General features: G+C 60.0%; 13 protein-coding genes. 10 read left to right on the forward strand and 3 right to left on the reverse strand.

Translation table 11 applies throughout. The features are described 5' to 3' along the window. Positions 1 to 1,185 (reverse strand): DEAD/DEAH box helicase (locus ACUTJJ_RS22345; protein WP_445543465.1); only part of this gene is annotated, 1,185 nt, incomplete at its 3' end. Between the two features lie 501 nt (positions 1,186 to 1,686). On the opposite strand from ACUTJJ_RS22345, the gene ACUTJJ_RS22350 reads away from it, so the two are divergent. After that, positions 1,687 to 5,349 (forward strand): response regulator, encoded by a 3,663-nt coding sequence (locus ACUTJJ_RS22350; RefSeq protein ID WP_445543466.1) that lies wholly within the window; start codon positions 1,687 to 1,689, stop codon positions 5,347 to 5,349. A gap of 33 nt (positions 5,350 to 5,382) precedes the next feature. Here the strand turns inward: ACUTJJ_RS22350 and mnmD are convergent, their stop codons facing one another. After that, positions 5,383 to 6,165, reverse strand: coding sequence for a tRNA (5-methylaminomethyl-2-thiouridine)(34)-methyltransferase MnmD (gene mnmD / locus ACUTJJ_RS22355; RefSeq protein WP_445543467.1), 783 nt, complete (start codon positions 6,163 to 6,165; stop codon positions 5,383 to 5,385). Between mnmD and ACUTJJ_RS22360 the strand changes: the two genes are divergently transcribed. The 9 genes from ACUTJJ_RS22360 (at position 6,164) to ACUTJJ_RS22400 (ending at position 12,107) form a co-directional block, all read left to right on the forward strand. After that, positions 6,164 to 7,372 carry an NAD(P)/FAD-dependent oxidoreductase gene (locus tag ACUTJJ_RS22360; RefSeq protein ID WP_445543468.1) on the forward strand — a complete coding sequence of 403 codons (1,209 nt, stop codon included), beginning with the start codon at positions 6,164 to 6,166 and terminating at the stop codon, positions 7,370 to 7,372. The genes mnmD and ACUTJJ_RS22360 overlap by 2 nt on opposite strands. A 96-nt stretch (positions 7,373 to 7,468) precedes the next feature. Then, a complete protein-coding gene (locus ACUTJJ_RS22365) occupies positions 7,469 to 8,176 on the forward strand; it encodes a DUF1045 domain-containing protein (protein ID WP_144577121.1) in 708 nt (235 codons plus the stop codon). Positions 8,177 to 8,377: 201 nt separating this feature from the next. Continuing rightward, a complete protein-coding gene (gene puuE, locus ACUTJJ_RS22370; RefSeq protein WP_445543469.1) occupies positions 8,378 to 9,301 on the forward strand; it encodes an allantoinase PuuE in 924 nt (307 codons plus the stop codon). Further along, complete coding sequence (gene uraD / locus ACUTJJ_RS22375; RefSeq protein WP_445543470.1) at positions 9,301 to 9,798, forward strand: 2-oxo-4-hydroxy-4-carboxy-5-ureidoimidazoline decarboxylase; 498 nt, start codon at positions 9,301 to 9,303, stop codon at positions 9,796 to 9,798. The genes puuE and uraD overlap by 1 nt, the downstream gene beginning before the upstream one ends. Positions 9,799 to 9,851: 53 nt before the next feature. Beyond that, on the forward strand, positions 9,852 to 10,142 hold the full coding sequence (locus ACUTJJ_RS22380; protein WP_445543471.1) for a nucleotidyltransferase family protein: 291 nt from the start codon (positions 9,852 to 9,854) through the stop codon (positions 10,140 to 10,142). After that, on the forward strand, positions 10,139 to 10,501 hold the full coding sequence (locus tag ACUTJJ_RS22385) for a HepT-like ribonuclease domain-containing protein (protein ID WP_144577125.1): 363 nt from the start codon (positions 10,139 to 10,141) through the stop codon (positions 10,499 to 10,501). The genes ACUTJJ_RS22380 and ACUTJJ_RS22385 overlap by 4 nt, the downstream gene beginning before the upstream one ends. A gap of 3 nt (positions 10,502 to 10,504) precedes the next feature. Continuing rightward, the gene (locus ACUTJJ_RS22390; protein WP_445543472.1) at positions 10,505 to 11,005 is read left to right on the forward strand and encodes an ureidoglycolate lyase; all 501 of its coding nucleotides are present in this window, start codon (positions 10,505 to 10,507) and stop codon (positions 11,003 to 11,005) included. Then, positions 11,002 to 11,358: a hydroxyisourate hydrolase gene (gene uraH / locus ACUTJJ_RS22395; protein WP_063950755.1), complete on the forward strand. Its 357-nt coding sequence runs from the start codon at positions 11,002 to 11,004 to the stop codon at positions 11,356 to 11,358. The genes ACUTJJ_RS22390 and uraH overlap by 4 nt, the downstream gene beginning before the upstream one ends. Before the next feature lie 5 nt (positions 11,359 to 11,363). Further along, positions 11,364 to 12,107, forward strand: a complete 744-nt coding sequence (locus ACUTJJ_RS22400) for a metallophosphoesterase family protein (protein WP_445543473.1) — start codon at positions 11,364 to 11,366, stop codon at positions 12,105 to 12,107. Between the two features lies 1 nt (position 12,108). Here the strand turns inward: ACUTJJ_RS22400 and ACUTJJ_RS22405 are convergent. After that, the coding region (locus ACUTJJ_RS22405) for an SPOR domain-containing protein (protein WP_445543474.1) at positions 12,109 to 12,471 on the reverse strand (363 nt) is incomplete at its 5' end.

Raw genomic sequence — 12,471 nt, forward strand, 5'->3', positions numbered from 1 at the left:
GTTGTTGCGTCCGCCGCGGTTGTTGTTGGGGCGCGTGGGGCTTGCGAGACCGGCCGGACGTTCACCAGAGGCAACCGGAATATCGATCTTCATCAGCTTTTCGATGTCGTGCAACAGGCGGGTCTCGTCCGGTGCGCAGAAAGCAATGGCGATGCCGTCGCGGCCGGCACGGGCGGTACGGCCGATGCGGTGAACATAAGCGTCAGGCACTTCCGGCAGATCGTAGTTGAAGACGTGCGTCACTGCCGGGATGTCGATGCCGCGGGCCGCGACGTCGGTTGCGACCAGAACCTTGATCTCGCCATCCTTGAAGCCCTTCAGGGCGCGCTCGCGCTGGCCCTGGCTCTTGTTGCCGTGGATGGAGGCGACCTTGAAGCCGATATGTTCCAGATGCTTGTAGAGCTTCTCCGCGCCGTGCTTGGTGCGCAGGAACACGATGGCGCGGCCATCCGGGTTCTCGTTGAGCGACTTCTTCAGAAGCTCGGTCTTGTCGTTCTTGCCGGCGACGAAGTGGACATATTGCTCCACCTTGTCGGCTGCCTTGCCGGGCGGGGTCACTTCGACCTTCAGCGGATCGGTCAGGTAGCTGTGGGCGAGATCGGCGATTGCCTTCGGCATGGTGGCGGAGAAGAGCAGCGTCTGGCGCTTGGCCGGCACCATCTTCGAGATCTTGCGCAGATCGTGGATGAAGCCGAGGTCGAGCATCTGGTCGGCTTCATCAAGCACCAGATAGGTGACCTTGGAGAGCGAAATGGCATTGCGGGCAATGAGATCAAGCAGGCGGCCGGGAGTGGCCACCAGAATGTCCGTACCCTTCTCCAGCTGGAGCTGCTGCTTGTTGATCGACGCGCCGCCGACAACCTGGTTGATGCGCAGCGGCGTCTTCTTCACGAAGGCGCGCAGGTTTTCGCCGATCTGGTTCACCAGCTCGCGGGTCGGGGCAAGGATCAGCGTGCGGCAGGTGCGGTTTGCCGGGCGGTCCGCCTGCTTCATCAGCATTTCGATGATCGGCAGGCCGAAAGCGGCCGTCTTGCCGGTGCCGGTCTGTGCGAGGCCGATCAGGTCGCGGCCTTCGAGCAGCAGCGGAATGGCCTTTGCCTGAATGGGAGTAGGGGTCGTGTAGCCAAGCTGGGTAACGCTGGCGACAATCTTTTCGGAGAGGCCGAGTTCGCTAAAACTGGTCAATATAATGCCTTTCGGGGCGCCAAAAACCAATCGTCCGGAACAGGGCTGCTGTCCGGCGGTTTCGGCGTCAAGAACCCCGCGTGAATTGGGAACTTGTGGGTTGGAATAACTTTCTGCGCATCAGTGCGGCACATGCCGTCTTCTGTAGTCTCTGCGCTTTTCCTTCATGCGGGCCGAATCCGTTCGAGGACTTTTCTCCGGTCATACGCTGCAGCTCACGCGGCTGCCGATGGTGAAAGCTTGACGGGGATGTGGGCGTTTTATGCGCTAAAGTCAAGCGATAGTTTTGTGAGTGGGCTGTCGCGACGCGCATGGCAGCCATGCGCACCCGCTCTCGGCAGGTGTAGCGAGGGGGATGGCGCGGTCAAGAATTATGGTTAAAAAGGGATGACTGTACCGATGGATACATAGCAAAGATCGCTTTTATCACATAACGTTTTTGCGACGACGCCGGGAAATATTTGATTCGGCAAGGATCGACTGCAGGATGTGGAGTATCGATTGACCGAGGGTGGCGGGTTGCTGGAAAAGGCTTGCAGGGCCGTCGCTGTCCTGGACCTGCCGGCGTGCGTCAAGGACAGCGAGCTGCGCTATGTCACGGCCAATGAGGCCTATGGTCGCCTTCTTGGACATCCGCCCGGCATTTTGAAGGGCCGCACCAGTTTTTCCCTGTCGGGCGATAACCGCGACGCCGAGCGTGAGGACCGGGAGCGTCGCGCGCTGGTCTTTGCCACCGACGAGACCATTGCAAGCCATACCGCGACGGTGTCCGGGAACCTGCGCTGCGAGCGCTTCATCGGCGACGACGGCAATCTTTTTCTGTTCGAGGTGTTTGAAAAAATGCCCTCGCCGGTGCTGGCGGCACCGTCGGCTGTCGGCGATGCGTCCGATCTGCTTTTCACCAGTGGCGTGATGGATTTCATCGATGCCGGTATCGTTGTTTATGACCGGGAAAACCGGCTGGTCTATTGTAATGCTCGTTTCGCAGAGTTTTACAGGGCCTTTGGCGTGGAGCTGACGCCGGGGATACGGCTCGAAGCGCTGATGAAGGCGCTCTATTTCTCGAGCGGCTATCGCAGCGTCCAGGAAGACGATCCGGATTTCGAAGGGTGGATGCAGGGGCAGCTGCGGGATTTTGAGCTGCCTTATCTCGAAAGGGTGGAGCAGTTTGCCGACGGGCGCTGGGTTCGCATGGTCAACAAGCGGCTGGAAGATGGCACGCTGGTGGGCCTGCGAGTGGATGTCACCGAGTTCAAGGCGCACGAGACGCTTCTGAACACGCAGATCCGCGAGACCTGGCTGTTGCGCGCCGCGCTCGAGCAATTGCCGGTCGGTGTCTTCCTGCGGGATAAGGACAGGCGGCTGACCTTTGCCAACGCGGCCTATGAGACATTTCTGGATGGCAGCCTCGCCGATCATATCGGCAGAACCGAGAGCGATATGTTCCCTGACGAAGGCGAGCAATTCCGTCTGGAGAACGAGCATATTCTTGAAACCGGGGAGTCGATAGAAAAGACAGGCTGCGTTTCTCTTGCCGATGGCGGCACCATCCCCATCATCACCCGGCTCGGCCGCGTCGCGACGCCCGACAATGACTATTATCTGGTGGGCTCGGTCACCGATGTGAGCCTTTTGCAGGAGAGGGAGAAGGCCCTGATCGCCGCGAGGGCGGAGGCAGAGGCGTTGCATCGCCAGCTTGAGGCTGTTCTCCACGCGCTGCCGGTCGGGGTGCTATTGCTCAACGCCGATCTCGTGATCGAATATATCAACCCGTGTTTTTACAAGGTGTGGGGAGAGATTGGCGGGGGAGCGTCGCTCGTCGGGAAGACCTATCGCGACTTCATGCAGCTGAATTTCGACAGCGGCCTCTATGACTATGGCGGCAAATCGTTCGAGGAAGTCTATGGCGAGCGGGTGCAGCGACTTCTGAACGAGGAGGGGTTTGCGCCACGCGAGGTACGCAGCAAAAGCGGCAAGGTGACCGTCATCTCGAAAACCCGTCTCGAGGGCGGTAAAATCCTCAGTACCTATGCCGATGTTACGGATGTGCGCCTGCGCGATGCGGAAATCAGCAAAGCCAGGGCGGAGCTGGAGCGTGTCGGCGAATATATGCAGGGCGCGACACGCGCCATGGCGCAGGGCCTGGTGCTTGTCGAGCAGGGCACGATCATCATGTCCAACGAGGCAATGGCGCGCATGTTCGATGTGCCGCCCCATCTTCTGGATAAGGGTGAAAACTGGTCGGGATTCTTTTCCCATTGCGCCGGCCGCGGCGATTTCGGCACCGCCGAGGAGGCGGCCGCGACCCTTTCCGCCTGGAGAGAGAATATCGCGGCCAACCGGCCGTTTTCCTGGCTCATCCAGGTGGCGGGCAAAAGCTGGCTCAATCTGGAGGCGACCAACAGTTCCGGCAATTACTGGCTCATCATCGTCACCGATGTGACTGAGATGAAAGTGCGCGAAGAGGAATTGCAGCGCCTGCTTTCGCGCGCCGAAGCGGCGGACCGGGCCAAATCGGAGTTCCTTGCCAATATGAGCCATGAAATCCGCACGCCCATGAACGGTGTGCTTGGCATGGCGGAGCTTCTGGCCAAATCCAAGCTCGACACGCGCCAGAAGACCTTTACCGATATCATCGTCAAATCGGGCAACGCGCTTCTGACCATCATCAACGACATTCTCGACTTCTCGCGCATCGAGGCGGGCCAGATGAAGCTGCGCAACATGCCGTTCGATCCGGCAGAAGCCGTTGAAGATGTTGTGTCGCTTCTGTCGTCGGCGGCTTTGGAGAAGGACATCGAGCTGATCGTTCGCATCGATGCCTCGGTTGCCGGCAAGGTTATCGGCGATGCCGGGCGTTTTCGGCAGATCGTTACCAATATCGTCGGAAACGCCGTCAAGTTCACGGAAACGGGTCACGTGCTGGTCGAGCTTTCCGCTCACGCGACGAAAACTTCCGAAACGATTTTTTCCCTGCGGGTCGAAGACAGCGGCATAGGAATTCCCGCCGACAAGATCGAAACCATCTTCGACAAGTTCAGCCAGGTCGATGGTTCCGCAACGCGCCGGCACGAGGGTACGGGGCTCGGGCTGGCGATCACAGTCGGTCTGGTGGGCCTGTTCGATGGGGCAATCAATGTCGCAAGCGATGTCGGCAAGGGCTCTACTTTCGAGGTCAATATTCCGTTTCAGGTCACGGAAAAGCGGACGGAGCTTCCGCTGTTTTCGAAGGCAATCGAGGATATCCGGGTTCTCGTTGTCGATGACAACGACGTCAACCGCCGCATCTTGACCGAGCAGCTGAAAAGCTGGGGGATCGATGGCCACGCGGTGGGTGACGGGCCTACCGGCATCGCGGTGCTGGAAGAAGCGGTGGCGCTTGGATTTGTCATTGATGCCATCATTCTCGATTATCACATGCCGATCATGAACGGGCTGGATGTGGTGGAGCGAATTCGCGCCGATGCCCGATTCGACGAAATCGCCATCGTTTTCCTCACCTCCATGGATGTCGTCGGTGATGAAACGCTGTTTGCCGATCTCAACGTGCAGGCGCATCTGATGAAGCCGGCACGGGCCCGGCTGTTGCGCTCCACCCTGTTCGACGTGGTGCGAGACGTCCGGTTCAAACGCGCCCAGGGACATGCCGCGCATTTGCCGTCAGGCAATTTCCCCGTCCGACCGGAGGGTTCGTCTTGCGACAAAAAGGAGCGCGCCGCCCACCCGGTCATCGCTCCAGATCGGCGCCGTCCGTTCCTTCTCGACGTGCTGGTGGCCGAAGACAATGACGTCAACCAGATCGTCTTTAGCCAGATCCTGCAGCAGGCGGGCCTGCGTTTCCTGATTGTCGGCAACGGCAAGAAGGCGATACAGGCTTGGGAAGAGCATAACCCCGCCGTCATCCTCATGGACGTCTCGATGCCCGTCATGAATGGGCACCAGGCCACCCGCGCCATACGCGCCGCCGAACAGGCGGCTGGCGATGGACGGCATGTGCCTGTTATAGGCGTGACCGCCCATACGCAGGAAGCGGATCGCGAGCTTTGCCTGCAGGCTGGCATGGACGATTACCTGTCGAAGCCGATCAGCCCCGAAATCCTCGAAGACAAGATTGCGCAATGGCTGGGCGAGGAAATGCCACGGCGCGACCTGCCTGTCGTCTGACGGATGCCGCGCCGATTTTGGCGCTCTTCAACGCTAGGTCTTGGTGCCGCAGAGCATCTCTCTCTTGCCGGCAAAGCCCTTGCGACGCTCCAAGTCAAATCCGGCGGCGATAAGGTTGCGCCGCACGAAGCCTGCAGCGGCATAGGTCGCGAATGTGCCTCCGGGTGAGGTCCTCGCAAAAAGCGCCTGCATGATCTCCAGTGACCACATGTTAGGATTACGCGCGGGTGCGAAGCCATCGAGAAACCACGCGTCGAAAATTTCATCAATGCCCGCGATGCCGGCAAGCGCTTCGCCGCAGACGACCGTCAGCTGCGTTTGATCGTCGAGTTCAATATCGACGCGACCCTTCGGCTCGGCAGGCCAGAAAGACGTTAGTGCTTTTCTCTCTGCATCCACTTGCGGCCAGCGGGACAGCGCCCGGCCGATCTCGTCTGCCGTCATCGGGTAAAGTTCGAAGGAGACGAAATGCAGTCTGGAACGACTGTTGCGAACCTCTTTCCACTGCCGCCAGGTCTCGCAGAGATTGAGCCCGGTGCCAAAACCGAGTTCGCCGATGCGGAAGACCCCCTCCCATTCCCGCCAGCGCTCTGGCAAGCCGTTTCCGGACAGGAAGACATGGCCGCATTCCAGCCTGCCATCCGTCTGGCAATAAAAATGGTCGTCAAAGGCCCTCGAATAGGGCATATCCCCGTCACGCCAGTCGAGCGCGCTGGTGGTCTCGGCGGTTTCGCCGTTTGGCGAACCCGTCGTCGTGCCAGTCTCGCTGTCAGCCGAGATGCCTGCCGGGATTGAAGTGTCGTTGGAATGTGTCATGGCTAAAGCCGATAATCCCGCTTTCGAACAGGGTCAATCGCCAAGATTGCCGACGTCCGTGCCGCTTCTCATCGTTGGCGGCGGCGTCATGGGCCTGTGGGCGGCCGTGAAGGCGGAGCGGCTCGGCATCGAGACGCTGCTGGTCGAGGCGGAGCGTGCCGGCAGCGGCGCAAGTGGCGGGCTTCTGGGCGCGCTTATGCCGCATATGCCCGACCGCTGGTCGGACAAGAAGCAGTTTCAGTTTGATGCTCTTGTTGCACTGGAAGAGGAAATTGCCACGCTGGAAGCCGAGACCGGCCTTTCCGCCGGTTATCGTCGCTCCGGCCGCATCATTCCGCTGCCCAAACCGCATCTTCGCGCCATTGCCGAGCGGCATGAGAAGGATGCGCTGGAGAACTGGGTGTCGGGTGATCGTCGGTTCAGCTGGCATGTCGGCGACAGGCCCTCGGTCACGGGCTGGGTGGATGACGCAGCGGGTGAGGCGGGTTTCGTCTTCGATACACTGGCGGCACGCGTTTCGCCACGGGCGATGATCGCCCTTCTGGCGGCTACTCTTGGCAGGGCGCAGCATGTGCGAATGGCTGAGGGCGTCGCGGTTGCGTCGCTCGAGGCTGATGCCGGGCGGGCGGTACTGTCCTCGGGCGATGAGATTTCTTTTGGCCATGTCATTGTCGCCAATGGGCACGGTTCTTTTCCGCTGATCCGCGATGCGCTGGGCCTGCAGGCCGGGGTTTCGCTCGGACAGGCGGTGAAGGGGCAGGCAGCGCTTCTTGACGCTGCAGCCGATCCGGCGATGCCGGTCGTGTTCCTGAACGGTCTCTATATCGTCCCGCATGAAGACGGCACCGTTGCGATCGGCAGTACCAGCGAAGATTGTTTTTTCGATCCTTTCAGCACCGATGACAAACTCGAAAAGCTGCTTGCAGAGGCGTCCGCCATCGTGCCTTCACTTGCCGGCGCACCAGTGCTGGAACGCTGGGCCGGGCTGCGGCCGAAGGCGGTTGGGAGGGACCCGATGGTGGGTTCAATCCCTGGTCGTCCCAGGCTCGTTGCGCTTTCCGGTGGCTTCAAGGTGAGCTTCGGCCTTGCGCATTTTCTGGCCGAGGCCGCGCTGCAGGTCGTCTGTGGCCGCACGCCGGTCCTCCCCGCGGGCTTTGGCCTTCAACACCACGTGAGCATTGCCTCTGCGGACTTCGCAAAGCTCTGATAGGACACCTTACGTCGTTAATCTGTCACGCAAATCACGTATCTGCTGGCCTGCAAAGAGGCCGGTTTGTCCGCATTGGCGGCGAGGTGACAGCGCATGCGATACGCCATTCATTTCACGCCTTCCCCCAATGACCCGCTGACGGCGGCCGCTGCCGCATGGCTAGGGCGCGATGTCTATTCCGGTCAATCGGTGGAGCCGCCTGGCATGATCGACCTCGGCATGCAGGAGATTTCATACCACACGGCGCTTCCACGCCGTTATGGTTTCCACGGCACGATCAAGGCGCCGTTTCGACTTGCGGAAGGCCAGTCCGAGGCGGCGCTGCTGCGCGACCTCATGTATTTTTCCGGCAGGCAGCAGCCCTTCACGCTACCGCAACTGGTGGTAGCTCGCCACGAGAACGTCTTCAGCCTCGTACCGGAGCGTCCCTGTGAGGTGCTGCATTTCTTTGCCGCGCGCGTGGTGCAGGAATTCGACCATTACCGTGCGCCCCTGTCGGATGCGGAAATCGAGCGGGCGGATCCGGACCGGCTGTCGGCCTCACAGCTTACAAACCTGCATCGCTGGGGCAGCCCGCATGTGATGGACGAATTCCGGTTCCAGATGTCGTTGACTGGCGGCGTTGAGCCGGCGAGCTGCCAGCGTATCGAGCGGGCCGTGCGCAAGGTTTTCGAGCCGCTTCTTGCGCGGCCTATCCAGTTCTCCAGCCTCGCGCTCTTCATAGAAGATGAACCGGGCGCACCTTTCCGCGTACATTCGCTGCACCCGATGGGCCGCGTTTCCGCCCGCAAAATCGCCTGAAAAACGTATCAACGCAATCGTATACAAAAAAGCATCGGAATGTCGGCAAAATTGATCTCGACATTCCAGATGCGGATGCTACCGTCCGGATATCGCATATTCGAAGCGTGTGTTTCCGTTCCGGGACGCCACGTTTTGGAGGTCTGTTTTTCGTCTCCCGGCATCGGTTTCCGGTGCGGGATGGATGGTCTAGGTGGCTGAATGATTTCCGAAAATTACTCCCGCAATCTGGTCGGCTACGGTCGCGAGACGCCTGATCCGAAATGGCCGGGCGGGGCGCGTATCGCCGTACAATTCGTCATCAATTACGAGGAAGGCGGAGAAAGCTGCATCCTCGACAATGACAAGGCGTCGGAATCGCTGCTTTCGGAAATCGTCGGTGCCCAGCCTTGGCCCGGTCAGCGCAATCTGAACATGGAATCGATCTACGAATACGGCTCGCGCGCCGGTTTCTGGCGGCTGTGGCGCATGTTCACCGGCCTTGGCGTCACCACCACCGTGTATGGCGTGACCGCCGCCATGGCCCGCAACCCCGAAGCTGTGGCAGCGATGAAGGAGGCGGGCTGGGAAATCGCCAGCCACGGGTATCGCTGGCTGGAATATAAGGACTTTTCCGAGGAGGAAGAGCGCAAGCACATCCTCGAGGCCGTGCGTCTGCATACGCAGGTAACTGGCGAGCGCCCCTATGGCCTGTATCAGGGCAAGCCTTCCGATAACACGCTGCGCCTCGTCATGGAGGAGGGCGGGTTTCTTTATTCATCGGATTCCTACGCGGATGATCTGCCCTATTGGGTGAAGGGGTTGAAGGACGAGCCATTCCTGATCATTCCCTATACCCTTGAAACCAATGACATGCGTTTTGCCACACCGCAGGGCTTCAATTCCGGTGACCAGTTTTACACCTATCTCAAAGATGCTTTCGACGTGCTTTATCAGGAAGGCGTCGAGGGCGCGCCGAAGATGATGAGCGTCGGTCTGCATTGCCGTCTCGTCGGTCGCCCCGGGCGTGCGGCAGCGCTTCGCCGGTTCATTGACTATGTGCTTGACCACGAGAAGGTGTGGATACCGCAACGCATCGAAATTGCCCGGCACTGGCATGAACACCACAAGCCGGAGGCGCTGTGATGGTCACGCGTGAGGAATTTGTCGCCCGCTTCGGCGGTGTGTTCGAGCATTCCCCCTTCATCGCCGAACGGGCTTATGATGCGGGCGGGGCCGGCCTTGAGCTGACGGCAAAGGCGGTCCACGCTGCGCTTCGTGCCCAATTTCGCGCTGCGACGGACGGGGAAAAGCTCGGCGTACTGCGGGCGCATCCCGATCTGGCCGGCAAGCTGGCGATCGCCGGCGAACTGACTGCCGACAGCCGGAACGAACAGGCCGGCGCAGGGCTGGATCGACTGACACCGGAGGAGCATGCCCGCTTCACTGCCTTGAACGGTGCCTATACCGATAAATTCGGTTTTCCCTTCATCATTGCGGTGAAAGGGCTCAACAGGCACGATATTCTTTCCGCGTTCGAAGCCCGCATCGGTAATGATGCGGCTGAAGAGTTTGAAACGGCGACGGTGCAGGTGGAAAAGATTGCCTGGCTGCGTCTTTCCGCCATTCTGCCGGAAGGCTGAATTGGCGAGTTCGAACGGTTCTGGTAGGATCGTGCCGGCTGGAGATTGACATCATGAGGCCTTCCGAGGCGCTGGAAAAGAACAGGCAGGCGATCCGCGAAGCGACGAAGCGCTTCAATGCGGCGAACCCGCGCGTGTTCGGCTCGGTCGCCCGCGGCGAAGACCGCCCGGACAGCGATCTCGATATTCTGGTGGATGCGCTGCCGGGGACCACGCTGTTTGATCTCGGCGGGTTGCTGGAGGAGTTGTCGGCGCTCCTTGGCGTCGAGGTCGATATCGTCACCTCCGGTGGCTTGCGCCCTGACATCCGCGCCCGCGTTCTGCAGGAAGCCAAAGCGGTATGAGCACGGACCGGCTACTGCTCTACCTCAAAGAAATTGACGTTGCTGCCTCGCGTATTGGAGATTTCATCCGGGATATGAATGAGGACGATTTTTCACGCGACACGCGCACACAGATGGCGGTGATGATGGGTCTTGCCCTCATAGGCGAGGCCGTCGCGAAAATCGACAGGCACTATCCAGCGTTTTTGCAGCAGCACCCTGACATCCCTTGGATGAAGATGAAGGGTATGCGCAATCTGATCGTGCATGATTACTTCCGGGCGGAGCTTTCGGTCGTCTGGAAAACGATAAAGCAGAGTATTCCGGACTTGCAGACGCGATTGTCCCTCCTTCGAAACTGGCATGCCCAAGGTGAATGACATTTGACCGATTTTCTTGAGATAAGGCCTCTGACCAAAGAGGCGTTTGCGCCTTTCGGTGATGTCATCGAAACAACCCTTTCCTCCATGCGGTATATCAACGGCGGCCAGACAGAGCGGCATCATGCGCTTGCAGCGCCGGAGGCTGCGGGTGAGGGTGCGCGCATCATTCTCAACATCTTCCGCGGTCAACCCCGCGTTTTTCCGCACATGATCGACATGATGGAGCGGCATCCGCTCGGCAGCCAGAGTTTTTCGCCGCTCTCGGGTAGGCCTTTCCTTGTGGTTGTAGCGGACGATGACGGCGGCAAGCCCGACCGGCCGCAGGTGTTCCTGGCGCGGGGCGATCAGGGCGTGAATTACCATCGTAATGTCTGGCATTATCCGCTGATGCCGTTGTTGGCGGTTTCGGATTTCCTGGTTGCCGATCGCGAGGGGCCGGGTAACAATCTCGAAGAGTATTTTTTTGACGAGCCCTATGTGATCGCGGAGCCCAACCTATGACCGGTTTGACAACCCATGTCCTCGATGCCGCCCACGGAACACCGGCGCAAGGCCTGACGATCGAGCTTTACCGGCTTTCCGGTGATCGCCGCGAGAAGTTGAAGACGGTGACGACCAACAATGACGGCCGTGTCGATGGCGGGCCGCTGCTCGTTGGCGACAGTTTCAAGGCAGGCGAATACGAGTTGGTATTCCATGCTGGCGATTATCTGCGTGGCAAGGGCGTCGCGCTGGCAGAACCGGCCTTTCTCGACATCATCCCCATTCGTTTCGGTATTGCTGATGAAAGTGGCCACTACCACGTGCCGCTGTTGCTTTCGCCCTATAGCTACTCCACCTATCGAGGAAGCTGACGCCGATGATCTTTGCCGCCATTGCCGATGTTCACGGAAACTGCGCAGCACTGGGAGCCGTGCTGGAGGATATTGCGAAACAAGGCATAACAGACATCGTCAATCTCGGCGATTGCTTCAGCGGTCCGCTGGAGGCTGGATTTACCGGTGACGTGCTTGTCGGCAACTGGATACCCAGCATTCGCGGCAATCACGACCGGGAACTGATCGAGCGCGCGCCTGAAGAGATGGGCAGCTGGGAGCGGCCTGCCCATGCGCAGCTCACATCAGCCCATGTGGACTGGCTGCAAACCTTGCCCTTCAGCATGGTGTTCAGGGACGTTGCCTATTGCTGCCATGGTTCGCCGCTCGGCGACCTCGATTACTGGCTCGAAACGCTGTCGCCGGAAGGTGTGCTGAAACTGCGGCCACTTGCCGAGATAGAGGAGAGGGCGGCAGGTATCAGCCAGCCGCTCATGCTGTGCGGCCACACGCATATTCCCCGCGTGGTCCAGCTCTCCGATGGCCGGCTGATCGTCAATCCCGGCAGCGTCGGTTGCCCCGGCTGGAAAGATGACACGCCTTTCGATCACCACGTCGAAGCTGGCCATCCACTCGCCAGCTACGCGGTTCTGGAAGAAACGGGGCGGGGCTGGCAGGTTCATTTCCGCAATATCCGTTACGACAATCTTGCCATGTCGGAAATGGCGCGGGTCAACGGGATTCCCTATCTGGCCGATGCCCTGGCGGGCGGGTGGCTCAAGCGCTGAATCACCCCTCGCTGGTCATCACCACGCAGGCATAGGACTGAGCCTTCAGTTCCTTGCAGGCCGAGACTGCCGAGGACTGGTCTTCGAAGCCGGTGAAGCGGGCACGGTAGAGCGTTGCCGATCCGCTTTGTACGGCTTCGGTGTAGGGTGCGATGCCGGAATAGTTGCCGATATTGGAACGGGCATTGGCGAGCAGCGAGCGCGCGGCGGCTTCGCTATCGGTGGCGGCGATCTGTACTTCCCAGCGGCTGCGCTGACCGGCAGACGCCACAGAGGGAGCCGGCCGCGGAATGGCTGAGACCTGCATCATGTCAGCCACCTGTTCGTTTGCGGTGGCAATCTGCATGGCGACAGGGTCAGCGCG

Source organism: Agrobacterium sp. DKPNP3 (assembly GCF_052686535.1).